At 60.8% G+C, this 26,411-nt stretch carries 21 protein-coding genes and 5 tRNA genes; 13 read left to right on the top strand and 13 right to left on the bottom strand.

Annotated elements, in window-relative coordinates:
* The first annotated feature begins 333 nt into the window (after positions 1-333).
* A complete protein-coding gene (locus AC097A_RS08970; protein ID WP_315479369.1) occupies positions 334-651 on the top strand; it encodes a histone protein in 318 nt (105 codons plus the stop codon).
* Between the two features lie 440 nt (positions 652-1,091).
* On the opposite strand, the gene AC097A_RS08965 is transcribed toward AC097A_RS08970, so the two are convergent.
* The 11 genes from AC097A_RS08965 to AC097A_RS08915 all read right to left on the bottom strand — a co-directional run bounded on the left by AC097A_RS08965 (position 1,092) and on the right by AC097A_RS08915 (position 12,269).
* Positions 1,092-1,184, bottom strand: a tRNA-Leu gene (locus AC097A_RS08965).
* A gap of 71 nt (positions 1,185-1,255) precedes the next feature.
* Positions 1,256-1,329, bottom strand: a tRNA-Cys gene (locus AC097A_RS08960).
* 44 nt (positions 1,330-1,373) lie between these two features.
* A tRNA-Gly gene (locus tag AC097A_RS08955) sits at positions 1,374-1,449 on the bottom strand.
* 42 nt (positions 1,450-1,491) lie between these two features.
* A tRNA-Gly gene (locus AC097A_RS08950) sits at positions 1,492-1,567 on the bottom strand.
* 67 nt (positions 1,568-1,634) lie between these two features.
* Positions 1,635-4,076: an endopeptidase La gene (gene lon / locus AC097A_RS08945; RefSeq protein ID WP_479620566.1), complete on the bottom strand. Its 2,442-nt coding sequence runs from the start codon at positions 4,074-4,076 to the stop codon at positions 1,635-1,637.
* Positions 4,077-4,219: 143 nt separating this feature from the next.
* On the bottom strand, positions 4,220-5,485 hold the full coding sequence (clpX, locus tag AC097A_RS08940) for an ATP-dependent Clp protease ATP-binding subunit ClpX (protein ID WP_105260578.1): 1,266 nt from the start codon (positions 5,483-5,485) through the stop codon (positions 4,220-4,222).
* Positions 5,486-5,585: 100 nt separating this feature from the next.
* Positions 5,586-6,215, bottom strand: coding sequence for an ATP-dependent Clp endopeptidase proteolytic subunit ClpP (clpP, locus tag AC097A_RS08935; protein WP_315493244.1), 630 nt, complete (start codon positions 6,213-6,215; stop codon positions 5,586-5,588).
* Between the two features lie 139 nt (positions 6,216-6,354).
* Positions 6,355-7,665, bottom strand: a complete 1,311-nt coding sequence (gene tig / locus AC097A_RS08930; protein ID WP_315493243.1) for a trigger factor — start codon at positions 7,663-7,665, stop codon at positions 6,355-6,357.
* Positions 7,666-7,733: 68 nt separating this feature from the next.
* Positions 7,734-7,820, bottom strand: a tRNA-Leu gene (locus AC097A_RS08925).
* Between the two features lie 113 nt (positions 7,821-7,933).
* Positions 7,934-11,089 carry an efflux RND transporter permease subunit gene (locus tag AC097A_RS08920; protein WP_479620565.1) on the bottom strand — a complete coding sequence of 1,052 codons (3,156 nt, stop codon included), beginning with the start codon at positions 11,087-11,089 and terminating at the stop codon, positions 7,934-7,936.
* 7 nt (positions 11,090-11,096) lie between these two features.
* Positions 11,097-12,269, bottom strand: a complete 1,173-nt coding sequence (locus tag AC097A_RS08915; protein WP_479620564.1) for an efflux RND transporter periplasmic adaptor subunit — start codon at positions 12,267-12,269, stop codon at positions 11,097-11,099.
* Positions 12,270-12,409: 140 nt separating this feature from the next.
* Here AC097A_RS08915 and hpnC point away from each other — a divergent pair, with 140 nt between their 5' ends.
* The 9 genes from hpnC (at position 12,410) to AC097A_RS08870 (ending at position 21,967) form a co-directional block, all read left to right on the top strand.
* Positions 12,410-13,285, top strand: a complete 876-nt coding sequence (gene hpnC, locus AC097A_RS08910; protein ID WP_479620563.1) for a squalene synthase HpnC — start codon at positions 12,410-12,412, stop codon at positions 13,283-13,285.
* Positions 13,286-13,309: 24 nt separating this feature from the next.
* Positions 13,310-14,230, top strand: a complete 921-nt coding sequence (locus AC097A_RS08905) for a hypothetical protein (protein ID WP_479620562.1) — start codon at positions 13,310-13,312, stop codon at positions 14,228-14,230.
* A gap of 28 nt (positions 14,231-14,258) precedes the next feature.
* Entirely contained in the window at positions 14,259-15,098 is an 840-nt protein-coding gene (hpnD, locus tag AC097A_RS08900) for a presqualene diphosphate synthase HpnD (RefSeq protein ID WP_479620561.1), read from the top strand.
* A gap of 103 nt (positions 15,099-15,201) precedes the next feature.
* Positions 15,202-16,497, top strand: a complete 1,296-nt coding sequence (gene hpnE / locus AC097A_RS08895; protein WP_479620560.1) for a hydroxysqualene dehydroxylase HpnE — start codon at positions 15,202-15,204, stop codon at positions 16,495-16,497.
* Positions 16,498-16,560: 63 nt separating this feature from the next.
* On the top strand, positions 16,561-16,935 hold the full coding sequence (locus tag AC097A_RS08890) for a hypothetical protein (RefSeq protein WP_479620559.1): 375 nt from the start codon (positions 16,561-16,563) through the stop codon (positions 16,933-16,935).
* Between the two features lie 13 nt (positions 16,936-16,948).
* A complete protein-coding gene (locus AC097A_RS08885) occupies positions 16,949-17,686 on the top strand; it encodes a TetR/AcrR family transcriptional regulator (RefSeq protein ID WP_479620558.1) in 738 nt (245 codons plus the stop codon).
* The gene (locus AC097A_RS08880) at positions 17,683-18,231 is read left to right on the top strand and encodes a DUF2867 domain-containing protein (RefSeq protein ID WP_479620557.1); all 549 of its coding nucleotides are present in this window, start codon (positions 17,683-17,685) and stop codon (positions 18,229-18,231) included. Before AC097A_RS08885 ends, AC097A_RS08880 begins: the two co-directional genes overlap by 4 nt.
* On the top strand, positions 18,206-19,531 hold the full coding sequence (locus AC097A_RS08875) for an ABC1 kinase family protein (RefSeq protein ID WP_479620556.1): 1,326 nt from the start codon (positions 18,206-18,208) through the stop codon (positions 19,529-19,531). Before AC097A_RS08880 ends, AC097A_RS08875 begins: the two co-directional genes overlap by 26 nt.
* 36 nt (positions 19,532-19,567) lie before the next feature.
* Positions 19,568-21,967, top strand: a complete 2,400-nt coding sequence (locus AC097A_RS08870) for a penicillin acylase family protein (RefSeq protein ID WP_479620555.1) — start codon at positions 19,568-19,570, stop codon at positions 21,965-21,967.
* A 21-nt stretch (positions 21,968-21,988) separates the two neighbouring features.
* Here the strand turns inward: AC097A_RS08870 and AC097A_RS08865 are convergent, their stop codons facing one another.
* Positions 21,989-22,687 (bottom strand): HAD-IA family hydrolase, encoded by a 699-nt coding sequence (locus tag AC097A_RS08865; RefSeq protein WP_315493231.1) that lies wholly within the window; start codon positions 22,685-22,687, stop codon positions 21,989-21,991.
* Positions 22,688-22,706: 19 nt separating this feature from the next.
* Here AC097A_RS08865 and hemH point away from each other — a divergent pair, with 19 nt between their 5' ends.
* Positions 22,707-23,810 (top strand): ferrochelatase, encoded by a 1,104-nt coding sequence (gene hemH, locus AC097A_RS08860; protein ID WP_479620554.1) that lies wholly within the window; start codon positions 22,707-22,709, stop codon positions 23,808-23,810.
* A 433-nt stretch (positions 23,811-24,243) separates the two neighbouring features.
* The gene (locus tag AC097A_RS08855) at positions 24,244-25,230 is read left to right on the top strand and encodes a toll/interleukin-1 receptor domain-containing protein (RefSeq protein ID WP_479620553.1); all 987 of its coding nucleotides are present in this window, start codon (positions 24,244-24,246) and stop codon (positions 25,228-25,230) included.
* A 212-nt stretch (positions 25,231-25,442) separates the two neighbouring features.
* Here the strand turns inward: AC097A_RS08855 and AC097A_RS08850 are convergent, their stop codons facing one another.
* The gene (locus AC097A_RS08850; RefSeq protein WP_479620552.1) at positions 25,443-26,030 is read right to left on the bottom strand and encodes a DVUA0089 family protein; all 588 of its coding nucleotides are present in this window, start codon (positions 26,028-26,030) and stop codon (positions 25,443-25,445) included.
* A 166-nt stretch (positions 26,031-26,196) separates the two neighbouring features.
* Between AC097A_RS08850 and AC097A_RS08845 the strand changes: the two genes are divergently transcribed.
* Positions 26,197-26,409, top strand: coding sequence for a SlyX family protein (locus tag AC097A_RS08845; protein ID WP_105260561.1), 213 nt, complete (start codon positions 26,197-26,199; stop codon positions 26,407-26,409).
* Positions 26,410-26,411: the final 2 nt, after the last annotated feature.

Genomic DNA, 26,411 nt, shown 5'->3' with positions numbered 1-26,411 from the left:
ATTCGCCCGAAAGCACCATGGGCAAAAGATCTCAAGAGCAGCCCTTTCAAGCTGCCAACAGCAGATCAACGGGTGCAAGCTGATTGTACTGAATGCCGTCCACAAGCAGGCACGCATTGAGATTGCAATAGTTCTTCGCCATCTTGGTATTTTTCTTTCTGCTATTTAGTGACAGAACAGCGGAAATCCGAGTCCCGTTTTGCGAGGCACACCACCGTCCTTTGGACGTAATCGGTGCGTGCAGAACACGCACAACGGGCTTACCCAAAGATTGACGACAATAGAGGCCTGACTGGATCTCTAGTCAGACAACAAAAAAGGAAATTCAATCAAATGGCAACTGCAAAAAAAGTGGCTCCCAAGGCCGCAGTAACTCTCAAGACAAAAGCTGCCCCTGCGAAGGTCAAGAAGGTCGTAGTCTCCAAAGAAGCCAAGCTTATTGCAAAGCTGACAGAGAACATCGCCAAGCTGACCGAGCGTAAAAACAAGATCTCTGCAGAAATCAATACCTTGCGTGACCAACGCACTGCACTCAAGGCTGCGCCTGCAGTTGCACCGACAGCCCCCAAGGCCAAGACTGTAGCTAAACCTGCAGCAAAAGCCCCAGCCAAGGCTCCTGCAAAGAAGGCCAAGGCAACTGCCAAAAAGTAATCGCCAAGCGATTGCCAGAAGCAATAAGGGCCCCAATTGGGGCCCTTGTCATTGGTGCACTCGGCTCAACTGCACTTGGGATCACATACAGCTTGGGATTTCCCAATGAACTTGCGAGATTTGAGTTCGCTACGGGGACGGTGTTTGCCGCACAAGAAGCAGGACATGGTCGCGGCTCCGGGACTTGACGCTGTCAAGAATGGCGATCCACCAATTTTTGACTTGTAGCGCAAACCGTCTTCCAGGATCTTGGTTTTTTCTGCAGACTTACTCATGCCATGATTTTACGTTGTCAGTGATGGAGATACCGCATATGAGCCGGCGCCCAACTGCCAGCAACCCTTGCGGGTATGCAACTGGCCGCTGAAGTGAAAGGAGCGCCACAGGTTTTCGAGGTAGCTCCGGCATACGCCGCTTTATCTACCCACAGTGTGAGGTAATGGTGCCCGAGACCGGAATCGAACCGGTACGCCCGTTATTCACGAAGCGGCGGATTTTAAGTCCGATGTGTCTACCTATTTCACCACTCGGGCACGTGGGTCTATTGTCAAACAAAAACGCCCCGCCAACCTAGGCCGACGAGGCATTTGTGACCAGATCAATCTGGAGGCGCGGTCCGGAGTCGAACCGGACTAACCGGATTTGCAATCCGGGGCATAACCGCTTTGCTACCGCGCCACTTTGAATAAAAAAATGGAAGTCAAGACTTCCATTTTTTGAATTGGAGCGGGAAAAGAGGCTCGAACTCTCGACCTATACCTTGGCAAGGTATCGCTCTACCAACTGAGCTATTCCCGCATGAACTGACACTGTACTAGAAACGACACTCCAGTACGAAATTGGAGCGGGAAAAGAGGCTCGAACTCTCGACCTATACCTTGGCAAGGTATCGCTCTACCAACTGAGCTATTCCCGCGTTTCAAGCCTCGAATTATAGCCTACTTTTTTAGCCTAAGTCCACTCCGACTCAAAAATGCCAGCACTTAGTGTTTGACGGACTCATCCAATTGCACGGCAGGCGCAATGGCAGCCACTGCCGTCGCGGGCAGCACCTCTTCGTCCGCAAGGGGAATGGGATGGCTTTCCAGCGCCAGCTCCAACACCTGGTCAATCCAGCGCACCGGCACAATCTCGAGACCGTTCTTCACGTTCTCAGGAATGTCCTGCAGGTCCTTGGCGTTCTGCTCAGGAATCAACACAGTCTTGATGCCGCCACGCAGCGCGGCCAACAACTTTTCCTTCAAGCCACCGATTTCCGTGATCTCACCGCGCAGGGTAATTTCACCAGTCATCGCCACATCGCCACGCACAGGAATGCCGGTCAATGCGGACACAAACGCAGTTGCCATCGCAGCACCGGCGCTGGGACCATCTTTGGGGGTTGCACCATCGGGCACGTGGATGTGGATGTCTTTCTTCTCAAACACCTCGTCCTTGATGCCCAAGCGGCGTGAACGGCTGCGCACCACCGTACGTGCAGCCTCCACAGACTCCTTCATCACATCGCCCAAAGAACCGGTACGCGTGATGATGCCCTTGCCAGGTGTTAATGCGGCTTCAATGGTCAGCAAATCACCACCGACTTCCGTCCATGCCAGGCCGACGACTTGGCCAACCTGGTTCTGTTCTTCAGCGCGACCATAGGTGTACTTGCGCACACCCAAAAAGTCGTTGAGGTTGTCTACGGTCACCACCACCTGCGGCGTCAGCTTTTTGAGCAACAGGCCCTTGACCACTTTACGACAGATTTTGGAGAGTTCACGCTCCAGCGAACGCACACCGGCTTCCCGCGTGTAGTAACGCACGATGTCGCGCACCGCGTCTTCCGACACGGCCAGCTCGGAAGCCTTTACACCATTGTTTTTCATCTGCTTGGGCAGCAGGTAGGTGATAGCAATGTTCGTCTTCTCGTCTTCGGTGTAACCCGAGAGGCGAATCACTTCCATACGGTCCAACAGGGCCGGAGGAATGTTCATAGAGTTGCTGGTGGCCACAAACATCACATCGCTCAGGTCGTAATCGACCTCCACGTAGTGGTCGCCAAACTTGTTGTTTTGCTCGGGGTCCAACACTTCCAGCAGCGCGCTGCTAGGGTCCCCCCGGAAGTCCGTGCCCAGTTTGTCAATTTCGTCCAGCAGGAACAGTGGATTACGGGTGCCAACCTTGGACAAGCTTTGCAGGACCTTGCCAGGCATCGCGCCGATGTAGGTACGGCGGTGGCCACGGATCTCGGCCTCGTCCCGCATGCCACCCAGAGCCATACGCACGTACTTGCGTCCTGTGGCCTTGGCAATGGACTGCCCCAGGGACGTCTTGCCCACGCCAGGAGGGCCTACCAGGCACAGGATGGGAGCCTTGACCTTGTCCACGCGTTGTTGCACTGCGAGGTATTCCAGGATGCGGTCCTTGACCTTGTCCAAGCCGTAGTGGTCTTCATTCAGCACATTCTCGGCATTCACGAGGTTGTGCTTGATCTTGGTTTTGGTCGTCCAGGGCAAGCCGGTCAACACCTCGATGTAGTTGCGCACCACGGTGGCTTCGGCCGACATGGGCGACATCAGCTTGAGCTTCTTGAGCTCGGCCTCGGCTTTCTTCAAAGCCTCCTTGGGCATCTTGGCGGCCTTGATCTTTTTTTCGATCTCTTCGATGTCCGCACCGTCCTCGCCCTCGCCCAGTTCCTTCTGGATGGCTTTGACCTGCTCATTCAAATAGAAATCGCGCTGGTTCTTCTCCATCTGGCGCTTCACGCGGCCACGGATCTTCTTGTCGACATTGAGAATGTCAACTTCGCGTTCGATTTGCTCGAACAGGTTTTCCAGGCGGTCTTTCACCTGCGGCAGGCTCAGCACAGTTTGTTTGCTGTCCAGCTTCAACGGCAGGTGCGCGGCGATGGTGTCAGCCAGACGGCCGGCATCATCGATGCTGGAAATCGAAGTGAGGATTTCGGGCGGAATCTTTTTGTTGAGTTTGACGTATTGGTCAAACTGCTGCATCACCGCCCGACGCAGGGCCTCCACTTCGCTAGCGGCCTTGCGGGCTGCATCGCTGCTCTCGTCGGGAGCTTCAATCGGCGTGACATTGGCGGTGAAGTGCTGCTCCCCTTCCACAATTTCGTTCACGCTGGCGCGCTGATGGCCTTCCACCAGCACCTTCACGGTGCCGTCGGGCAATTTCAGCATCTGCAGAATGGTGGACACGCAACCCACATCAAACATGTCAGACACCACAGGGTCGTCTTTGGCAGCCGCCTTCTGGGCTACCAGCATGATGCGGCGATCGGCCTCCATCGCGGCTTCCAGCGCCTTGATGCTTTTGGGACGCCCCACAAACAGGGGGATCACCATGTGGGGGAAAACAACCACGTCACGCAAAGGCAACAGTGGCAAGTCAATGGGGGTAGCAGGCAGGGGTGTGTGGCCAGACATGGGAAACCTTTTCGTTACCTGTTGAATATGGACCGAGTTGCCTGAAATTCAAGCGCACTGCCATTATGGGTGGCAACTTCGCCTGCGATTTCAGGTGTACTCTCCCAAAAGCCCTGTTAATTGGACCCTTGGGCGGAAATGCATTACGCCTTCTTGGCCGACTCGCGGTAAACCAGCAATGGGGGCTTGTTTTCTTCGATGGTGGACTCGTCCACCACCACTTTTTCCACGTTGCCCGCATTGGGCAACTCGTACATGGTGTCGATCAGCGACTGCTCCAGAATGGAACGTAGCCCACGTGCACCAGTCTTGCGTGCCAGAGCGCGCTTGGCAATCGCCTTGAGGCCAGCAGGGCGGATTTCCAGCTCAGCGCCTTCCATGGCCAACAGCTTGGCGTATTGCTTGACCAGCGCATTCTTGGGCTCGGTCAGGATTTGCACCAGCGCATCTTCAGTCAGCTCGGCCAGGGTCGCCACCACCGGCATACGGCCAACCAGTTCGGGAATCAAACCGAACTTGATCAGATCTTCCGGCTCCACTTCCTTGAACACCTCGGTCAAGGCGCGCTGCTGCTTGCTCTTGACGGCAGCACCAAAGCCAATCCCCGAAGACTCGGTGCGACGCTCAATGACCTTTTCCAGGCCCGCGAACGCACCACCGCAAATGAACAAGATGTTAGTCGTGTCGATCTGCACAAAATCCTGGTTGGGGTGCTTGCGGCCGCCCTGCGGAGGCACGCTGGCCATGGTGCCTTCGATGAGCTTGAGCAAGGCCTGCTGCACGCCCTCACCCGACACGTCACGCGTGATGGACGGGTTGTCCGACTTGCGCGAGATTTTGTCGATTTCGTCGATGTAGACGATGCCGCGCTGGGCGCGCTCTACGTCGTAGTTGCAGCTTTGCAGCAACTTGAGAACGATGTTCTCCACATCCTCACCCACATAACCCGCTTCGGTCAGTGTGGTCGCATCTGCCATCACGAAGGGCACATCAAGCATCCGCGCCAGCGTCTGGGCCAGCAAGGTCTTGCCCGAACCGGTGGGGCCAATCAGCAAGATATTGCTTTTGGCCAACTCCACGTCGTCCTTCTTGGCTTTTTCCTTGTGTTTGAGGCGCTTGTAGTGGTTGTATACCGCCACCGCCAGCGTGCGCTTGGCGGGCTCCTGGCCAATCACATAGTTGTCCAGGTTGGCTTTGATGTCGGCGGGGGTCGGCAGGTCACTGCGTGCGTCCTTGCCTTCGGTCGTGGCGGGCAGTTCGTCGCGGATGATCTCGTTGCAGAGTTCGATGCACTCATCGCACACAAACACCGATGGGCCGGCGATCAGCTTTTTGACCTCGTGCTGGCTCTTGCCGCAGAAAGAGCAGTACAAGGTTTTTTCGCCGGTTGCGCCTTTTTTCTCGGCCATGTGAAGTCTGCCTTTTTCGCTAAGTTAAGCAATGATAACCAAATAAAAACGGTGCCTTTCCAGCAGAAAGACACCGTTGGGAGGGCTAAAAGCCGCTCAATCAGGGGCGCTTGGCGATCACCTGGTCCACCAAGCCATACTCTTTGGCTTCATCGGCAGACAAGTAGTAGTCGCGCTCGGTATCGCGTTCGATTTTTTCCAATGGCTGACCCGTGCGCTCTGCCAGGATTTTGTTGAGCTGCTCGCGGGTCTTCAGAATTTCGCGAGCATGAATCTCAATCTCGGTGGCCTGGCCTTGTGTGCCGCCCAAAGGCTGGTGAATCATGACCTTGGAGTTGGGCAGCGAAAAACGCTTGCCCTTGGCGCCCGCAGCCAGCAGGAATGCGCCCATGCTGGCGGCCATGCCGGTGCACAGCGTGGACACATCGGGCTTGATGAAGTTCATGGTGTCAAAAATCGCCATGCCAGCGCTGACCGAACCACCGGGGGAGTTGATGTAGAAGGAAATGTCCTTGTCAGGATTTTCGCTCTCCAAGAACAACAACTGTGCAACCACCAGGTTGGCGGTCTGGTCGTTCACCGGGCCGACCAGGAAAATCACGCGCTCTTTGAGCAGACGTGAATAGATGTCGTAGGAGCGCTCACCGCGGCCCGACTGCTCGATGACCATGGGAACCATGCCCAATGCCTGCGTTTCCATTGCGCCGGACATTCCATATTTCACGTTCATAAGCTCTCCAAATTGAATGGTGTAACTGTACCGAAAAAACCTGACCCTCCATGCAAATGGGGCTTGACCGCCGGACTGCAAGTCCCGCGCAAGCCCCATTTCCGATTCAGCGTGCCAGGCACGCCCATCGCATGGCCAATCAGTTCTGGCCCATCAGCTCGTCAAAGGAGACCGACTTGGCAGTCACCTTGGCCTTGGCCAACACGAAGTCGGTCACGTTGTTTTCGATCACGATGGCTTCGACTTCAGCCATGCGGCGGTTGTCACCAAAGTACCAACGCACCACGTCAGCAGGTTTTTCGTAGCTGGCAGCCAGCTCGTCCACGTGAGCCTTGATCTGCTCGGGCTTGGCGGCCAGGTCATTGGCACGCACCAACTCAGCCACCACCAAGCCCAGACGCACGCGGCGCTCGGCTTGGGGACGGAAGATGTCGTCAGGAATCGGCGCCTTGTCCGCATCCTTGATGCCGCGTTGTTTCAGGTCGGCACGGGCGTTTTCGATCATGCGGTCCAGTTCAGCTTGCACGCTGGACTTGGGCAGGTCCAACTCAGCCTTGGCAACCAACGCGTCCATAGCGGCTTGTTTGTTGCGGGCCAGCAGGCGGTGCTTGACTTCACGTTCCAGGTTCTTGCGGATGTCGGCGCGCAGGGCTTCCACGGTGCCTTCGGCAATGCCCAGAGACTTGGCCAGCTCAGCGTCCACAGCGGGCAGGTTGGCGGCTTCGAGCTTCTTCAGGGTGACCATGAAGTCGGCAGTTTTGCCGGCCACGTCTTTGCCGTGATAGTCAGCGGGGAATGCCAGAGGGAAAGTCTTGCTTTCGCCGGTCTTCATGCCACGGGTTGCGTCTTCAAATTCTTTGAGCATCTGACCGTCGCCCAGGATGAACTGGAAGTCGTCGGCCTTGCCGCCGGAGAACACTTCACCGTCCATCTTGCCTTCGAAGTCCACCGTCACGCGGTCGGTGTCTTGCGCAGCGGTGCCTTGGGCACGTTGGGCGAAGGTACGACGCTGCTTGCGCAGGATCTCGATGGTTTTGTCGATGGCTTCTTCGGTCACTTCGGCGGAGAGTTTTTCCACTTCAGCGGTAGCCAAGTCAGCAATCTTGACTTCGGGGAACACTTCAAAGACGGCGTCAAAGGCCATCTGGCCTTCGGGAGCGGCTTCGCTCTCGGTGATTTTGGGCTGGCCGGCCACGCGCAGCTTGGCTTCGTTGGCAGCGGTGGCGAAAGCCTCGCCCACCTTGTCGTTCATCACTTCGTAGTGCACGGAGTAACCGTAGCGCTGTGTCACCACGTTCATGGGCACTTTGCCAGGACGGAAACCGTCCATCTTCACGGTGCGGGCCAGCTTGCGCAGACGGCTGTCCACTTCAGTCTGGATCACGCCCACGGGCAGGGTCAAAGTGATCTTGCGCTCCAGCTTTTCCAGAGTTTCTACAGTAACGGCCATGGCTAACTCCTAATATTGGTTTTGGCAGGACTTTCACCTGCGGCACCCCACAAGGTGCCAGTTAAGGTTGGTGCGCGGGGGGGGACTCGAACCCCCACAGTGTTGCCACCGTCAGGACCTAAACCTGGTGCGTCTACCAATTTCGCCACCCGCGCAAAAAACAGAAATGGGAGGCCCGGTGCGCTTGCAGGGGGTACCCGCAAGGCCTAGACCACCCATTTGAAATCGGTCAGCCCGCTATTTTAACCTGCGGAAAGACCGGCTCCGTTTAAACCGGGGTTGGCACCTCGCGCTTCACGCGAAACCAGGCGGCGTACATGGCTGGCAAGGCCAGCAAGGTGAGTACGGTGGCCACGATCAGCCCGCCCATGATGGCCACGGCCATGGGGCCCCAGAACACCGAGCGGGACAGCGGAATCATGGCCAGCACCGCGGCCGCGGCCGTCAGCACGATGGGGCGCAGACGCCGCACAGCCGACTCCACAATCGCGTCCCAGGCCGGAATACCCGCCGCACGGTCCTGTTCGATCTGGTCGATCAGGATCACCGAGTTGCGCTGGATCATGCCCATCAAGGCGATCACACCGAGCAAGGCCACGAAGCCAAACGGACGGCCCAGCAAGATCAAAGCGCCTGCCACACCGGCTATACCCAGCGGCCCGGTGATGAAGACCAGCAGCGCGCGGCTGAAGCTTTGCAGTTGCAGCATCAGCAGGGTGAAGGTCAGGAACAGCATGATGGGCACACCCGCCACGATGGAGGCCGAGCCCTTGGAGCTTTCCTCCACGGCGCCCGCCACTTCAATGCGGTAGCCCTGCAGGTCCGCCTGTTGCCACTTGGTCTCCAACGCTTTGAGCTGGGGCATCAGTTCAGCCGTCACCGTGGCGCCCTGCAGGCCTTCCACAATGTCGCCCTGTACGGTGATGGCGTAGTCGCGGTTTTCGCGCCACATCACACCGGGCTCCCAGGTGAACACAGGTTTGGCAATCTGCGTCAGCGGGATGGACTTGCCACTGGCCGTGGGCAGGTAGGCGTTGGCAATGTCGGTAATCGCATTGCGCTCGTCCAGCGGCTGGCGCAGCACGATGTCGATGAGTTTGTCGCCCTCGCGGTACTGGCCCACGGTGGTGCCGGCCAGCACGGTTTTGGACGCTTGGGCGATGGACTGGCTGGTCACGCCCAGGGCGCGGGCCTTGGCCTGGTCCACTTCCAGACGCAGCACCTTGACCGACTCGTTCCAGTTGTCGTTCACACCCCGCATATTGGGGTTGGTGCGCACCACGGCCTTCACCTCGTCAGCGCGCTCACGCAGCGCAATTGGGTCAGGCCCGACCACACGGAACTGCACCGGGTACGGCACAGGTGGGCCGTTGGGCAGCAGCTTGACGCGGCCGCGCACCTCGGGAAATTCGGCCGCCAACAGGGCCGGCAACTTCACGCGCAGCGATTCACGCACCTTCAGGTCCTTGGGGATGATGATGAACTGCGACACGTTGGTCTGCGGGAACACCTGGTCCAGCGGCAAATAAAAACGCGGCACGCCGGAGCCAATCCAGGTACTGACGGTGTTAACGCCCTCTTCCTGCATCAGGCGTTGTTCCACGCGCTGGGTCACTTCCTGGTTGGCCGCAAAGGACGTGCCTTCGGGGAACCAGATATCCACCAGCACCTCAGGGCGGCTGGAGTCCGGGAAAAACTGCTGCTGCACCTTACCCATGCCCACAATGCCCAACGCAAACAACAAAATGGTGGCGCCAATGGTCAGCCAGCGGTGCTGCACACACCAGTTCACGGTCTTGCGGAAGAGGTTGTAGAACGGCGTGTCAAAGTGCTCGGTGTGAACCGATTCCTCACCTGCAATGTGCTTGTGCTCCTTGAGCAGCAGCGTCCCCAGGTAGGGCACAAAGTACACCGACACAAACCAGCTCAAAATCAGCGCCAGCACGGTGACGGCGAAGATGGCAAAGGTGTACTCACCGGTGGTGGATTTGGCTAGGCCGATGGGCAAAAAGCCCACGGCGGTGATCAGCGTGCCCGTCAGCATGGGCATGGCAGTCACTTCATACGCAAAAGTGGCGGCGCGTACCTTGTCGTAGCCCTCCTCCATCTTGCGCACCATCATTTCCACCGCAATGATGGCGTCGTCCACCAACAGCCCCAGCGCAATGATGAGCGAACCCAGCGAAATTTTGTGCAGGCCAATGCCCCAGTAGTACATGCCCAGGAAGGTCACGGCCAGCACCAGCGGAATGGTGATGCCCACCACCAGGCCGGGGCGGATGTCCAAAATCCAGCGGCGCCACAGCGGGTTCTTGCCAGGGCGCTTGTGCAGGCCCAGTGCAATAAAACTCACGGCCAGCACAATCACCACCGCTTCAATCAGCACCTTCACAAACTCGCTGACAGAGGTGGACACCGATTTGGGCTGGTCCTGCAGCTGCACCAGCTTGATACCGGCCGGCAGGTCTCTCTCGATGCCTTTGAAGACCGAGTCCAGCGCATGGCCCAGCGCAATGATGTCGCCGCCCTTGGTCATGGAAACACCCAGCGCAATCACTTCTTTGCCCTGGTGGTGCACCTTCACCGACGGTGGGTCCACATAACCCTTACCAATGGTGGCAATGTCTTTCAGCTGCAACTGGTTGCCCGAGGCGCCGCGGATCGGCATGGCCTGCAGCTCTTCCACCCGGTTGAACTGGCCGCCCACGCGCACCTGCACCACGTCCAGCGGGGTTTGCACGGCACCGGCGGACTCCACCGCGTTTTGCTGGCCCAGTTGGGCCAGCACCTGGTTCAGGTCCAGCCCGAGCTGGGCCAGGCGCTTTTGCGAGATTTCGATGTACAGCTTCTCGTCCTGCGCACCAAACAGCTCCACCTTGGCCACATCGGACACGCGCAGCAGGCGCTGGCGCACGTCGTCCGCAAAGGTCTTGAGCTCGGCGTAGTTGAAGCCATCAGCCTCCAGCGCGTAGATCACGCCATACACATCACCAAAGTCGTCGTTAAAGAAGGGGCCGACCACACCGCCGGGCAAGGTGCCGCGGATGTCGCCCACCTTCTTGCGCACGCTGTACCAGACGTTGGGCACATCCGACGGTTTGCTGGAGTCCTTGATCTGGAAAATGATTTGCGACTCACCGGGCTTGGAGTAGCTGCGGATCTTGTCGGCGTAGGGCACCTCTTGCAGGGTGCGCTCGATCTTGTCGGTGACTTGCTCGGCCACCTGCTGCGCCGTTGCGCCGGGCCAATAGGTGCGCACCACCATGGCACGGAAGGTGAACGGCGGGTCTTCGTCCTGCCCCAGCTGGAAGTAGGAGGCCACGCCCAACAACAGCAGCACGATCATCAAATAGCGCGTCAGCGCCGCGTGGTCCAAGGCCCACTTGGACAGGTTAAAACCGGCTTTGGGTTCGTCGAGGTTCATGCCAGCCTCACTTCGCAGCGGTGTCGCTGGTGGCCTTGGCCACTGCGGGTGCTACGGTTTCAGGAGCTGCTTGCGCAGAATCCACGGAGGCTGCAGGCACTTTTCCCTTGTAAATGGAGACCTTCTGGCCAGGCGACAACACATGCACACCGGCGGTCACCACCTGGGTGCCGGGCTGTAAGCCATCTGCCACCACCACCTCGTTGCCGTCGGCCGTGGCCACGGTGATGGGCTGCAGCTTCACGGTCATGCTGGCACTGTCCAGCACCCACACCGCAGTGGACTTGCCACTTTGCACCAGCGCGCTGGTGGGCAGCTTGACCACTTGCACCCCACTGCGGTCAAACGCCTGCGGCACCACCGACACCGTGGTACCCAGCGCCAGCGTGTCCTTGCTGTCCAGCGCCACCTTTACCACAAAGGTGCGCGTCACCGGGTCGGCACTGGCCGCCACTTCGCGCACCACACCCTTCACGGTGGTTTTGCTGGCCCACACCTTCACGTCCACGGCGGAACCGGCCTTGATCATCGCCACCTTGTCTTCGGGCACCGAGAACACCACGTCGCGCGGGCCGTCTTGGGCAATCTGCACCACCGGTGTGCCGGCGCTCACCACCTGGCCGGGTTCGGCGTTGATGGCGGTCACCACACCGGCCATGTCCGCCACCAAGGTGGTGTACGACGCCTGGTTGCCCTGGCTGTTGAGCTGGGCCTGGGCCTGGTCAAGCTGGGCCTGGGCGGCTTTGAGCGTGGTTTCGCGGCGCTCCAGTTCGGCCCCGCTGATGAAGTTCTGGTCGCGCAGTTCCTTGAAACGCTTGAAGTCGGCCGCGGCCAGGTCGCGGTTGGTGGAGGCAGCGGCCACCTGGGCACGGGCGGCTTCGGTGGCCAGTTTGTAGTCTTGGGGGTCCAACTGGGCCAGCACCTGGCCGGCTTTCACCGTTTGGCCCAGCTCCACCGGGCGGCGCACCAGCTTGCCGGCCACCCGAAAGCCCAGGCGGGACTCAACCCGGGGCCGCACCTCGCCCGAAAACTCGGCCCCCGACTGGATACTGGCCATGCCCACGGTGCTGACCTTGACCGCACGCACCGGCTCTTCCGAGGGGGCGGGCTTGGAGCAAGCCGTAACGAGCAGCGCGGTGGCAAGCACGGCGCCTGCGGTGTACAAAGTTCTGGTTGGCATGGTGGTGGCGAGGGGTAAGAAGAGAAAACATACGGTGCCAGGCAAGCCGCCCGGCACCACTAATGACCGATTGGTTAGTAATTTAGGGTAAGCCCTGATATTTGTCAAGACGCGGTAAAGCAAATAGGCCCAAAGGCACAATGGCGCCCATGCCAAGCCCCCTGCCCGCCGCCACTGTGGCCGCTGCCCCCATCACGCATTACGAAAACTTTCCGGTCGCCTCCTGGCTCTGCCCGCCGCACCTGCGCGCACCGATTGCCGCCATCTACCACTTTGCCCGCACGGCGGACGACATTGCCGACGAAGGCGACGCCAGCCCGGCCGAGCGTTTGGCCAGCCTGCAGGCCTACCGCCAGGCGCTGCAACAGGCGGCCGACGGTGAAACCGCCTTTGCCAACTGGCCCCAGGTGTTTGGCCCGCTGCAGGTGGCAATTCAACAGCACGCCCTGCCGGTGCAGTTGCTGCACGACCTGCTGGACGCGTTTGTGCAGGACATTGAGAAAACCCGCGACGCCGCGGGTTACGCCGACGACGCCGAGCTGCTGGACTACTGCCGTCGCTCAGCCAATCCGGTGGGCCGCCTGCTGCTGCACCTGTATGGCGTGCACGGCACGCAGGCGCTGGCCGAGAGTGATGCCATCTGCACCGCCCTGCAACTCATCAACTTCTGGCAAGACCTGAGCGTGGACATTCCGCGGGGTCGCTACTACCTACCGGAAGATATGCACTTCCAATCCGGTGTGTCATGGGTTGATATGACGGCTCAACAACAAATCACCGTCTCCAGGGAATTAATTTTGGCTTGTACGCAAGTTGCAAGAGGCCGCATGCTGCGTGGTGCGCCACTTGTGCATCGAATTCCTGGGCGTGCCGGGTGGGAGTTGCGCCTAGTGGTGCAAGGCGGCTTGCGCATTCTTGACAAAATTGAGGCTGCTGGTGGCATGACGCTATTCAAGCGCCCCACCATCCGCTGGTGGGATGCCCCGGTCATGCTCTGGCGCGCAATTTGGATGTAAAAAACCAAAGTGACAGTCCTCGCCATGTCTGCGCTACAAGAACAACAAACCGAACCCCGTTGGACCCGCCGCCAATCCCTTTTGCGCATCGCCAGTGCGGGCTGGGCGCTGGGCAGCACACCGCCCGGCCTGGCCCAGGTGGCCCCACTTGCGGTGGTCTACCCCAACCTCAACGGCAACGGCGCAGACAACCTGGGCTACCGCGTGCTGGAACTGGCACTGCAGCGCGCCGCCAGACCCTACTCACTGCTGCTGCACCCCGTGGCCGTCAACGACGAACGCGCACGCGCCATGTTGCGCCGCGGCGAGGTCAACGTGGCGGACTTTGGCTCTGGCGGAGAGTTCGAAAAAGCCTTCAACGCCGTCTACTTCCCCATCGACCGCGGCCTCCTGGGCTACCGCATCAGCCTGATCCACTACAGCCTGGAACACGAATTCGCCCGCGTGGGCAGCCTCACGCAGCTGCGCCGTTTTCGCGCCGGCCAGGGCCTGGGCTGGTCCAACAACGCCATCATGCAGGCCGCCGGTATCTCGGTGGTCACCGGCCCCACGCTGGAATCGCTGTTCCCCATGTTGGAGGCCAAACGGTTTGACTTTTTGCCGCTGGGCCTGAACGAGGTGTACGGCTTCTCCGAACAGTACGGCGACTTTGCACCGTCCATGCTGGTGGATGCCCACACCTTGCTGGTGTACCGCTTTGCCCGCCTGTTTTATGTTCGCCCCGACAGCGCCGAGCTGCATGCGACCATCTTGCTGGGCCTGCGGCGTGCTTTTGCCGATGGATCGTTCCAACGGCTGCTGAACAACGACCCTTCGGTGCGCCGCGCCCTGCTGCGCGCCAAGCTCTCACAGCGCAACGTCATCACCCTGGACAACCCGCTGCTGACCGAGGCCTTCCGGGCCATGCCGGACGAGTATTTTTTCAAGCCCGGCGAATTCAAATGAGGTGCTGCGGGATGTAACAATCCCCGCCATGACCCCAGAGCAATACGTCCAGGACAAAGCCGCCGCCAGCGGCAGCAGCTTCTACTACGCCTTCCTGTTTCTGCCGGCCCCGCGCCGCGCCGCCATCACCGCGTTTTATGCCTTCTGTCGCGAGGTGGACGACGTGGTAGACGAGATGGTGGACCACGGCGTGGCCGCCACCAAACTGGCCTGGTGGCAATCCGAGGTGGGCAAAGCCTTTGCAGGCCAACCCAGCCACCCGGTGATGAAAGCGCTGATGCCACACACCGCCGTCTACGGCATCGAGGCGCGCCACCTCCTGGGCGTGATCGAAGGCTGCCAGATGGACCTGGAGCAAACCCGCTACCTGGACTACCCCAACCTGCAACGCTACTGCCACCTGGTGGCCGGCGTGGTAGGCGAGGTGGCGGCGCGCATCTTCGGCCAGACCGACCCGCAAACCACGGCCTACGCCCACAAGCTGGGCCAGGCCCTGCAGCTCACCAACATCCTGCGCGACGTGGGCGAAGACGCCATGCGCGGGCGCATCTACCTGCCCGTCAACGAGCTGCAACAGTTTGATGTGAAGGCGCACGAGATCCTGAAGCGCAGCTACTCCGACCGCTTTACCGCGCTGATGCAATTCCAGGCACAGCGCGCCCAGGGCCTGTACGACGAAGCCCTGGCCCTGCTGCCCGCCGCCGACCGCCGCGCGCAAAAACCCGGCCTGATGATGGCCAGCATCTACCGCGCCCTGTTGCGTGAAATCGAGGCCGACAACTTCCAGGTGCTGCACCAGCGCGTGGCACTCACGCCGCTACGCAAACTGTGGCTGGCGTGGAAAGTCCAAGCCCTCGGTCGCCTATGAACAAGGCCCCCACGGTCGCCCACTGCGTGTGGCTCCCTGCCCCCCAAGGGGGCCGCGTTTTGCCTTGGGGCGGCCCGGCGGCAAAACCTGCTTCAGCTTGCCTATGCGCGTAGCCATCGTCGGTGCCGGCTGGGCCGGAATGGCGGCGGCTGTTACGGCCACGCAAGCAGGCCACCACGCTACAGTTTTTGAAGCAGCCCGCGCAGTCGGGGGGCGGGCCAGAGCCCTGAATGGCACCTTGCCGGACGGCACGCCCGTGGTGCTGGACAACGGCCAGCACATCCTGATTGGCGCCTACTCCGAAACGCTCAAGCTCATGCGCACCGTAGGCGTGGACCCCGAAGCCACGTTGCTGCGCCTGCCACTCACGCTGCTGTTCCCCGATGGCAACGGTCTGGCCCTGCCCGACTGGCCCAGCCCGCTGGATGCGCTGGCCGGCATCCTGCGCGCCGGCGGCTGGAGTTGGGCCGACAAGTGGAGCCTGCTGCGCGCTGCCACGGGCTGGCAGCTGGGCGGCTTTGCCTGCGCGCCGCAGACCAGCGTGGCCGACCTCTGCCGCACGCTCACGCCCACCGTGCTGGCCACCATGATTGACCCGCTCTGCGTATCCGCCCTCAACACGCCGGCCGACCGGGCCAGCGGCCAGGTGTTTTTGACTGTGTTGCGCGACTCGCTGTTTGGCGGGCGTGGCAGTTCCAACCTGCTCTTGCCGCGCGCCGACCTCGCCACGCTGTTCCCGCAGGCCGCGGCCAACTGGCTGCAAGCGCAAGGCGGCGTGGTGCAGCTGGGCACACGTGTGGAGCAACTCAGCCCGCAGCCCACGGGCCGCGGCTGGCAGGTGAACGGCCAAGCCTTTGATGCCGTGCTGTGGGCCACTTCATCCTCGAATGCGGCCTCAGCCCTTATGGAGTCTGCGCAAGCAGCTCCTGAAACCATAGCAACCCAGCTGCAAACCTGGGCCGCCACCGCGCAGGCCCTGCAGTTTGAAGCCATTGCCACCGTCTACGCCCACGCCGCCAACGGCCGCCTGAACCAGCCCATGCTGGCGCTGCGCAGCGATGCGGCCTACCCGGCCCAGTTTGTGTTTGACCGTGGCCAGCTCGGCGGCCCGCAAGGGCTGCTGGCCTTTGTGGTCAGCGCCAGCGAGGGCGACCGCGACACCCTGCAAACCCAGGTGCTAGCGCAGGCCCAGGCGCAGCTGGGCCTGGCACTCACGCCGCTGCAAACCGTGGTGGAAAAACGCGCCACCTTTGCCTGCACGCCGGGGCTGGTACGCCCCACCCAGGCCATCGCACCCGGCCTGTGGGCCTGTGGCGACTATGTGGACGGACCCTACCCCGCCACGCTGGAAGGCGCGGTGCGCAGCGGAGTGGCTGCTGCAAGCCTTTTAAAAAACTAACTATCTTTTAAATTCACTGAATGTTATATTTATGAAAAGTTAGTTTTCATAAAGGCATTCACCATGTCCAGCTCCGCCTTCAGCGCCAAAGTCTTCGCTGTTTACTTATTCCTGGCGGGCACCGTGCTCGTCACCGTGCCCAACCTGCTGCTGGCCCTGCTGCAGATACCACCGACGCCCGAGGTGTGGATTCGCGTGGTGGGGCTGGTGGCTTTCATGATTGGCGTCTACGCCTGGGTGGCGGCCAGCCATGAATTCAAGCCGTTTCTGGTCGCCTCCGTTTACACACGTTTCATCGTGTTTGTGGCGTTCACCGCCTTTGCCCTCGCCGGCCTGGGCAGCCCCATGATCATGCTGTTTGGCCTGGCCGACCTAGCCGGCGGCATCTGGACCCACTGTGCCCTGCGCGCCGATGCGCGCTGGGACGGCACTGCTTGAGAGCCCCCGCACCATGCGCACCACCAAAGCCCAACAAGCCCAAAGCCACCGCCTGCTGATCCGCACCGCGGTAGACCTGATGACCCAGCACGGGTTTGACGGCACCACCATGAAACAAATCGCCCGCGCGGCCGACATGGGCGATGCCACCATCTACAAGTACTTCCCCAGCAAGGAAAAACTGGTGCTGGCCTACTTTGAGCAGGCCGTGGAGGACGCCCTGGCGGCCATGCGCAAGACCAAGGGGCTGGACAAATTTACGCTGCAAGAGCGCATGCAGCTGCTGGTGGACCATCTGCTGGAAACCCTGCTGCCCGACCGCGAGTTTGTGGCCCTGGCGCACCAACTGCTCAACAAGGCACCCCTGGCGATGCTCAGCGGCGCCCTGCCCGGCAAGGCGCTGCTGCAGGCCGCGTTTGCCGAGATGCTGGAGGCCGCGCAGGCCAGCGGCGAGATACCACCCTGCGGCTTTCAGGGCAGCCTTTCCAGCCTGATGGCGGACTATGTGTACGCGGTGCTGGGCTTCTGGTTGCGCGATACCTCGGATGGCTTTGCCGATACCACCCGCATGACCGACCTGAGCCTGGGCGTGCTGACCCTCGCCCTGCGCAGCGGCCTGGTGGACCGCCTGCTGGAGCTGGGCGGCTTTTTGCTGCGCAGCCAGCTGGCCCGCCTGATGCAGCCCGGTGGTGGCTGGCTGGACCTGATGCAATTAGCCCGCCAAACACTACAAACCCCAAAGACCCCATGAACACCGCCACCATCACCGAAACCGCACTGCCCGCGCACAGCCAGATTGCCCTGCGTACGGCAGGTGCCGACTTTGCCGACTGCTACACCTTTGCCGACCCGCAGCCCGGCAGCAACGCCATGGAAACCTACTTGGCCGTGATGGGCTACACCCCGGGCTGGATGAACTTTCTGATGTCGATGCGCAACCAGGCCGGGCGCCTGGTGGGCCTCAAACACCTGGGTGGCATGCAGGTAAAGATGCAAGCGCAGGACGCCAAGCCCGCCGCCAGTTACACCGTGGGCGACCGCGCGGGCATCTTCAGCGTGGACTACCTGTCGGCGCCCGAAGTCATCCTCTTCGATGACGACAAGCATTTGCGTGTGGAGCTGTCGGTCTACAAACACCAGCAAGACGGCCAGCCCGTGGTATCCGTCAGCACCGTGGTGCACAACCACAACGCCCTGGGCCGTGCCTACATGGCCGTGGTGGGGCCGGTGCACCGCGTCATTGTCCCCATCATGCTGCGCCAGTCTTTGCATGCCGCAAGCACCGCGCACCAGTAAGCTCGCGCGCGGCGCCATCGTGGGTGCCGCCGCCGCACAGGCCGGGGCCACGCAGCTGGCACGCTCGGCAACAAAGCTGGTGCAGCGCGGCGCCAGCGCGGCCGACCAGGAGGCCGCCCGCGTGGAGCACGAGGCCAAGATGGGCCGCATTGCGTTCACCGCGCTCAACCAGCTCAAGGGCACGACGCTCAAAGCCTCGCAGCTGCTGAGCATGGAGCTGGGCCTGCTGCCCGACGGCGTGCGCCAGCAGCTGGCGCGCGCGCACTACCAGGTCACGCCGCTGAACCGTGCGCTGGTGCTCAAGCTGCTGCGCCAAGAGCTGGGCGACAGCCCCGAGGCGCTGTTTGCCGACTTTGACCTGCAAGCCTTTGCCGCCGCCAGCCTGGGCCAGGTGCACGCGGCCACGCTGCACAGCGGCGAGGCCGTGGCCGTGAAGCTGCAGTACCCCGGCATGGCCGCCACCATCCAGAGCGACCTGGCCATGCTGCGCCTGCTACTCAAGGGCATCAGCCTTGGGCCCGAGGCGCTGCCCAACGCCGACATCCAGGCCCGGGTGATGGACAACATTGCCCAGACGCTGACGCAGGAGCTGGACTATCTGCACGAAGCCAGCCAGCTGCAGTGGTTTGCCAAAGCGCTGCAGCACCCGCACCTGGTGGTGCCCCAACCGGTGATGGCGCGCACCACACCGCGCATGCTGACCATGCAGCGCCTGCAAGGCCAACACCTGCCTGAGTGGCTGGCCACCCAGCCCAGCCAGGCCCAGCGCGACCACTATGGCCAGCTGCTGTTTGACACCTTCATGCAATGTGCCTGGGGCCTGCAGCGGCTGCAGGCCGACCCGCATGCGGGCAACTACCTGTTCATGGCCGACGGCCAGTTGGGCCTGCTGGACTTTGGCTGCACGCGCACACTGTCGCCCCTGTTTTGCGAGCAGGCCGCCATTGTCTGGAAGGCCGCACTGCGCCGCCCCAAAAACACAGCGGCGCTGCGCAACGCCTACCTGGCGCTGGAGCTGATTGACCCCGCGCTGGACCTCCCGCACTTTGAAACCGAGCTACTGCCCGCGCTGGCCGGCTGGCAAGACTGGCAATGCCTGCCGCTGCACAGCGCGGTGTACGACTTTGGCCAGTTGCCACCACCGCCCCAGCCCGACGCCGCCGCACGGCGCACCGCCACGCACTACCTGCGTGCCGTGCCGCCAGACCTGCCCCACTTTGACCGCGCCCATCTGGGGATGACGCAGATGCTGCGCAGCCTGGGCGCCCGCGTGCGCACCCGCAACCCCTGGATTTTTTAGGGCGCGGCGGGCGAATTTAATGGCACCATAGCTGCCATGAAGCTTGTCCTCAAAATTATTGGCGGCCTGATCGCCTTGCTCCTGCTTGCCGCGTTGGCCCTGGGTGGCTGGTACCTCTACCAAAAACAACCTGTGCGCAGCGGCACGCTGGCCATGGAGAAACTCGCCGCCCCGGTGAGCGTGCGTTTTGACGAACGGGGCGTGCCCCACATCCGCGCCGAGAACCAGAACGACCTGTACCGCGCACTGGGTTATGTGCACGCCCAGCACCGACTGTTCCAGATGGAAATGGTGCGTCGCCTGGCCAAGGGCGAGTTGGCCGAAATCTTGGGCCCCAAGCTGGTGGAGGTGGACACCCTGTTCCGCACGCTGGGCATACGCGCCCACGCCAAGGCTACCGTCGCCAAGATGGACATGGCTACGCCGGCCAACCAGGCCCTGCTGGCCTACCTGGACGGCATCAACCAGTACCAGGACACGCAGCGCTCGCCCATCGAGTTCGACATTCTGGGCATCCCGCACCAGCCCTTCACACCTGAAGACACGATTGCCGTGTCTGGCTACCTGGCCTACAGCTTTGCAGCAGCGTTTCGCACCGAGCCGGTGATGACCTTTATCCGCGACAAACTCGGCCCCGACTACCTGCGCACGTTTGACATTGAGTGGAACCCGCAAGGGGTACTCACCCAGCCCACCACCTTGAGCCAGCGCGACTGGGGGAGCCTGAACCACATCGCCCAGATCAGCCAAGACGCCATGGCACTGGCGGGCGTGCCGCTGTTCGAGGGCAGCAACGCCTGGGCCATCTCGGGCAAACGCACGGCCAGCGGCAAGCCGCTGCTGGCTGGCGACCCGCACATTGGTTTTTCCACCCCCAGCGTCTGGTACGAGGCGCACCTGAGCGCACCCGACTTTGAGCTGTATGGCAACTTCCAGGCGCTGAGCCCCTTTGCACTCTTGGGCCACAACATGGACTTTGGCTGGAGCCTGACCATGTTCCAGAACGATGACGTGGACCTGGTGGCCGAAAAGGTGAACCCCGAGAACCCGCAGCAGGTCTGGCACAACGGCCAGTGGGTGAACCTGACAACACGCTCGGAAACCATCACCGTCAAAGGTGCCCCGCCGGTGCAGCTGAGCCTGCGCCGCTCGCCCCACGGCCCCATCATCAACGATGTCTTCAAGGACAGCCTGGGCGACACCCCGGTTGCCATGTGGTGGGCCTTTCTGGAAACCGAGAACCCAACGTTACAGGCCTTCTACGAGCTCAACCGCGCCGACACGCGCGACAAGGCGCGCGAGGCGGCCAGCAAAATCCACGCCCCCGGCCTGAACGTGGTGTGGGCCAACGCCAAGGGCGATATCGGCTGGTGGGCCGCCGCCAAGCTGCCGCAGCGCCCCCAAGGCGTCAACCCCACTTTCATCCTCGATGCGGCCAAGGGCGAAGCCGAGAAGCCCGGCTTCTACGCCTTTAACTTCAACCCGCAAGAAGAAAACCCGGCACGCGGCTACATCATGTCCGCCAACCACCAGCCCAAGCCCAGCAGCGGCGTACCGGTGCCCGGCTACTACAACCTGTACGACCGCGCCCAGCGCCTGGACGACGTGCTCTCCAACCCCAAGGTGCGCTGGGATACGGAGGCCGCGCAGGCCCTGCAACTGGACACGAGCAACGGCTACAGCCGCCGCATCCTGCAAAACCTGCTGCCCGTGATGCAGTCCGTGGTGACGGATGCCAACGAAAAAGCCTTCATGGAGCCGCTCACCAAGTGGGACGGCAACTACAGCACCGACAGCATTGCCGCCACCTTGTTCAGCCAGATGCTGTATGAGCTGAGCAAGGCCGCCATGGAAGACGAGTTGGGCGAGGTGCAGTTCAAAAACCTGCTCAACACCCGCGCCATCGACTTCGCCCTGCCCCTGCTGGTGGCCGACCCGCAATCCCCCTGGTGGGACAACACCAACACCAAAGCCAAAGAGAGCCATTTCGAAACTGTGCGCATTGCCTGGTCCAACACGCTCAAACACCTGCAAGGCCTGTATGGCACCAGCCTGCTGGACTGGCGCTGGGGTGCCGCCCACACGGTGACCCACGTGCACCCTCTGGGCCGCCAGAAACCGCTGCACCTGCTGTTTAACGTGGGGCCTTTTGCTGCACCAGGCGGACGCGAAACGCCCAACAACCTGTCGGGCGCCATGGGGCCTGCGCCTTGGGCCGTGAGCTACGGGCCATCCACCCGCCGGGTGATTGACTTTGCCGATGCCAGCCGCGCCGTGGGTATCAACCCGGTGGGCCAGAGCGGCGTGCTGTTTGACACGCACTATGCCGACCAGGCCGAGCGCTATATTGCTGGGGAGTATGTGCCGCAGCACCTGAGCGAAGACAATGTGCAGGCCTACACCAAGAGTCGCCTGCGCTTCAAACCCGCGCCTTGATCGCCTGGGCCAGGCCGGGGCTCAGGCCGCGCTGAGCAGGTCGCGCAGCTCGGTCAGGCTGGCCACCGTGGCATGCGGGTGCTGCGTGTGGCTCCACAGGTGTTCGGCACGGTTCACCCACACCGCCTGCATGCCCACGCCCAAGGCACCCAACACGTCCAGCGCCGCATCGTCACCCACGTGCAAGATGTGCTGCGGCGCCACCTGCAGGGCCTGCGCCGCCGCCATAAATATTTTCGCGTCCGGCTTGCCCACACCCGCATCGCGCGCACTCACGGCGCCCGTGAAGTAGGCGCCCAGCCCCACCTGGTTCACATCGGCATTGCCGTTGGACACCGCGTACAGCGGCCAGCGCTGCGCCATCCAGTCCAGCGTTTCCAGCGCGTCGTCAAACAGCTCCACCCGCATGCGCTCGGCAAAAAACACATCGAAGGCCGGGTCGGCCAAGTCGGTGTCATCCCCCGCACGCTCCAGCGCCAGGCGGATGGACTCTCGGCGCAGCACACTCAGGTCGTGCGCCTGGGCGGCCCACTGCCGCTCGGTGTCTTCGCGCAGGGTGCGCCGCGCGTGTGGGTCGGCATACAGGGTGGCGGTGGCTGGTGCGTACTGCAGCAACCAGGCATGCAAGACCTTCTCGGCCCGTTCAATACACGGCCAGATGGGCCACAAGGTGTCGTCCAGGTCCAGGGTAATCGCCTTGATGGTGGAGAGTTGCAGCATAGGTGCGGGAGAATACCGCATGCTCTTCCAATCCCCCTTCCAGCCCGAGCCCCCCTACACCCATGGCCAGGTGCCCCGCACCGCCGTGCTGCTGTGCAACCTGGGCACGCCTGATGCCCCCACCGCCACCGCCGTGCGCCGCTACCTGGCAGAGTTTTTGGGCGACCCGCGCGTGGTCGAAATCCCGCGCCTGCTGTGGCTGCTGATCCTGCACGGCATCATCCTGCGCACGCGCCCGGCCAAGTCGGCCGCCAAATACGCCAGCGTGTGGACGCCCGAGGGATCGCCGCTCAAGATCTGGACCGAAAAACAGGCCAAGCTGCTGCAAGGATGGCTGGGCCAGCGCAACCACCAGGTCAAGGTGCGCTGGGCCATGCGCTATGGCAGCACCTCCATCGCCTCGCAGCTGGACGCCATGAAGGCCGAGGGTATGACCCGCGTGCTGGTGCTGCCCGCCTACCCGCAGTACAGCGGCACCACCACCGCCAGCGTGTGCGACGCGGTCTACGCCTGGGCTGCCAAGACACGCGCCATCCCCGAGTTCCGTTTCATCAACCGCTACCACGACGACCACGGCTACATCAGCGCCCTGGCCGCCAGCGTGCAGCGTTACTGGAAAGCCAACGGCCGCCCCGACAAACTGGTGATGAGCTTCCACGGCGTGCCCGAGCGCACGCTGCACTTAGGCGATATGTACCACTGCGAATGTTTCAAGACCGCACGCCTGTTGGCCGAGGCACTGAACCTGGACAAAGACCAGTACCAAGTCACCTTCCAGTCCCGCCTGGGCCGCGCCAAGTGGCTGGAGCCCTACACCGAACCCAGCCTCATCGCCCTGGGCAAGGCCGGCGTAAAGCGTGTGGACGTCATCTGCCCCGGCTTCACCAGCGACTGCCTAGAAACCCTGGAAGAAATCAACATGGAAGGCCGCGAGGCGTTTCTGCACGCGGGCGGCCAAGAGTTTCACTACATCCCCTGCCTCAACGACGACCCCGAGTGGATCACCGCGCTGTGCAACCTGGCGCAGAAGCACCTGCAGGGCTGGCCTACACAGGAGGCGCCGGATGCGGCCGCGCTGCAGGCCTCGCGTGCGGCTGCGGTGGCACTGGGGGCCAAGCAGTAGGTTGCTTGGCTTGGGGTCGCTGGCAGGCTAATTTTTAGTGTTTTTGGCCTCTAGCGCCTGTGGAATATGCGCAAGCAGCTACTAAAACGATAGCGAATTTGCTTTGCTGACTGCGTGATGGGTAGGCAGAGCTGGGGCTGCATAGGTGGGTTGGCGGAGGGAATTCCGAATCCAACTAGAAGATGGTGAAACAGCGAAAGCCGACATTCGGCCTGCGTACTCAATTGCAGTTGAGGGCCTAAAATCCTTTATAGACAGTATGTGCAGTTAGTTAGATTTTTATACCCTTTATGCAAGTCAGGCAGAACTGCCGCAACCAAAAATACACGTCACTTGCGGAAGATTTAAATGTTAAAAATATCCAGCAATGCTGGTTTTATCGAACAAGCCATAGTCCACAAATCGCATTGGATTTTTAATTCGAGGAATACACATGCTTAGGATCAAAGAGGGAAGCGTATTTGACGAAAAATGCGATTTACTCGTACTCCCTTGCGACTCGGTTGGTGGAGTCACGCAATGGGTTAGCAGCGAAATTAACAACAATAACTTACCGTTCCCCAGCACCAAGATCCCATATGGAGAAGCTCTATTCCTCGCAACCAATGCTCGATATCCCAAGGCGGATTTCATCGCGTACGCTGCCTCTGTTGATGCTCGAACAATCACATCCAGCGTTGCCGCAATCACCAGCATCCTCTCTAGCGTAGTTCAGTACTGCAGAGAGAATAATTGTTCGATTGCAAACCTTCCGATACTCGGAAGCGGAGCAGGGAAACTCGATCCAACTGATGTTCTCAACCTCTATAGAAAAATTCTGATCAGCGAGCCAGCACATTTCAACATCTATGTCCCAGACAGGAAGATGGCTAAGGCTTTCTTAAGTTGGAACCCTGAGGAGAAAGCCCCCCACTCATTGGACGAAGAGCATCCACGAGTGTTCATTTCGTACTCTTGGAAGGACGAGAGCGTTAAGTCTTGGGCTCTTGATTTGGCTAAGAAGTTGTGTGCAAACGGGGTGGATGCTCGCTTAGATCGATTTCACCTTCGTCCAGGTATGGATCTACCGCAATGGATGACAAATGAGGTTCTGAAAGCAAGCAAAGTGCTATTGATATGCGATTCAAACTACGCTGAAAAAGCCGATACAAGACGCGCAGGTGTTGGGTGGGAAACCATGATCATTCAGGGCGACATGATGCTTCAGGGTGAGATGAATACGAAGTACATCGTTATTGCATTCGGAGACTTTGAAAAGAATACTCCGATCTATATGAAGTCAAAACTCGGCATCAGTCGGGAGGATGTTGATAGAAATTTCAATCTTTTGCTTGAGCAAATCTTCGACATTGATGCGGCCCCTGAGATCGGAGCAATTCCAACTTGGGTCAAGGCCAAGCGCAAAGCCACAGCAAGCTAATTTTTATATACGTAAGGGATGGATCAATAGTTTGGCTTTAGCGCAAGCGGAGCAAGCACTTCAAACTCTTGTCTATAGAAGACATCACAAACAAGAAGCTGGCGCTGTACCTGCCGCTGGCGCTCAAGGCTTGCCAAGACCCACATTGACGTAGCTACGCGCAGACAACAAAAAACCCGCCAAGGCGGGTTTTTTGTTGGGGTGGCAATCACTCAGGCTTGTTTGGCTTGGCGGCGGCGGGCCCAGCCCAACACGCCCAGACCTGCCAGCAGCATGGCGTAGGTTTCGGGTTCGGGCACGGGGGCGGCCACGTCCACACCCGACAGGTGCACGCTGTAGCGGGTGCCCATGTTCACGGTGCTGGCAGGTTGGTCCCAAATAGCCAAGGGGATGGGGGTTTGGCTATCGAACTTGAAGCCTTGCGCCAGCGTAGTGCCATTGGCCCAGTTGTTGTAGGTGGCGATGGTGAACAGGTAGTTGCCAGCGGCCAGGCTGCTGAAGGTCAGGCCGGAGTCAAACTTGGTCAGACCGGGAACGATGGTGGGGTTGTCGTCGTTCTGCTCCACAAGGCTCCAGCCACTGCCAGCTTGCGACCAGACGGCGGTGATGGGGTCAAAGTTGACGCCATTCAGGTAGGAGTCGGTCCAGACCTTGACGTTGGTGGCGTCACTGGCCAGCGAAAAGCTGATTTGCACCACGTCATTGTGGTTGGCAATGTTGCCACTGAAGTCGAATTGGGCGGCATGCGCGCTGGTGGCAAGCAGCATGGCTGCGAGCAATGCGGTGGGTTTGAATGTCAAAGGAGCTCCCTGTTTTGCTATGCACCGCCGCCAGGGTTTGGCAGGGTGTGCCCGGTCGGGCGTGCGCAGTGTAAGTTCGCCAATTCGTACCCCATTAGCTCCAAAGAACTAACTGAAACAGGTGGAAACAATTTAACGACTCGCGCATGGTGTCCAATAGAGCGCTATGGACACTACCGACCGCACCGAACAGCGCCTGACCGAGCTGGAGATCAAGGCCAGCTTTGCCGAAGACGCGCTGGACCAGTTGGACAAAATTATTGTTCGCCAGCAGGAACAGATCGACTTGCTGGTGCGCGAACTGACACACCTGCGCCAGCAGGCCAGCGAACCGGCTACCGCGCGCAACCTGCGCGACGAGTTGCCGCCCCATTACTGAAA

The sequence above is a fragment of the Rhodoferax sp. XS2R6 genome (assembly GCF_056521365.1).
This window is presented reverse-complemented; position numbering and strand designations above follow the sequence as displayed.

Bases quoted from the DNA above. Each gene is read 5' to 3' on its own strand.
- AC097A_RS08970 (WP_315479369.1), top strand. From the start codon at position 334: ATGGCAACTGCAAAAAAAGTGGCTCCCAAGGCCGCAGTAACTCTCAAG.
- lon (WP_479620566.1), bottom strand. From the start codon at position 4,076: ATGTCTGGCCACACACCCCTGCCTGCTACCCCCATTGACTTGCCACTG.
- clpX (WP_105260578.1), bottom strand. From the start codon at position 5,485: ATGGCCGAGAAAAAAGGCGCAACCGGCGAAAAAACCTTGTACTGCTCT.
- clpP (WP_315493244.1), bottom strand. From the start codon at position 6,215: ATGAACGTGAAATATGGAATGTCCGGCGCAATGGAAACGCAGGCATTG.
- tig (WP_315493243.1), bottom strand. From the start codon at position 7,665: ATGGCCGTTACTGTAGAAACTCTGGAAAAGCTGGAGCGCAAGATCACT.
- AC097A_RS08920 (WP_479620565.1), bottom strand. From the start codon at position 11,089: ATGAACCTCGACGAACCCAAAGCCGGTTTTAACCTGTCCAAGTGGGCC.
- AC097A_RS08915 (WP_479620564.1), bottom strand. From the start codon at position 12,269: ATGCCAACCAGAACTTTGTACACCGCAGGCGCCGTGCTTGCCACCGCG.
- hpnC (WP_479620563.1), top strand. From the start codon at position 12,410: ATGGCGCCCATGCCAAGCCCCCTGCCCGCCGCCACTGTGGCCGCTGCC.
- AC097A_RS08905 (WP_479620562.1), top strand. From the start codon at position 13,310: ATGTCTGCGCTACAAGAACAACAAACCGAACCCCGTTGGACCCGCCGC.
- hpnD (WP_479620561.1), top strand. From the start codon at position 14,259: ATGACCCCAGAGCAATACGTCCAGGACAAAGCCGCCGCCAGCGGCAGC.
- hpnE (WP_479620560.1), top strand. From the start codon at position 15,202: ATGCGCGTAGCCATCGTCGGTGCCGGCTGGGCCGGAATGGCGGCGGCT.
- AC097A_RS08890 (WP_479620559.1), top strand. From the start codon at position 16,561: ATGTCCAGCTCCGCCTTCAGCGCCAAAGTCTTCGCTGTTTACTTATTC.
- AC097A_RS08885 (WP_479620558.1), top strand. From the start codon at position 16,949: ATGCGCACCACCAAAGCCCAACAAGCCCAAAGCCACCGCCTGCTGATC.
- AC097A_RS08880 (WP_479620557.1), top strand. From the start codon at position 17,683: ATGAACACCGCCACCATCACCGAAACCGCACTGCCCGCGCACAGCCAG.
- AC097A_RS08875 (WP_479620556.1), top strand. From the start codon at position 18,206: ATGCCGCAAGCACCGCGCACCAGTAAGCTCGCGCGCGGCGCCATCGTG.
- AC097A_RS08870 (WP_479620555.1), top strand. From the start codon at position 19,568: ATGAAGCTTGTCCTCAAAATTATTGGCGGCCTGATCGCCTTGCTCCTG.
- AC097A_RS08865 (WP_315493231.1), bottom strand. From the start codon at position 22,687: ATGCTGCAACTCTCCACCATCAAGGCGATTACCCTGGACCTGGACGAC.
- hemH (WP_479620554.1), top strand. From the start codon at position 22,707: ATGCTCTTCCAATCCCCCTTCCAGCCCGAGCCCCCCTACACCCATGGC.
- AC097A_RS08855 (WP_479620553.1), top strand. From the start codon at position 24,244: ATGCTTAGGATCAAAGAGGGAAGCGTATTTGACGAAAAATGCGATTTA.
- AC097A_RS08845 (WP_105260561.1), top strand. From the start codon at position 26,197: ATGGACACTACCGACCGCACCGAACAGCGCCTGACCGAGCTGGAGATC.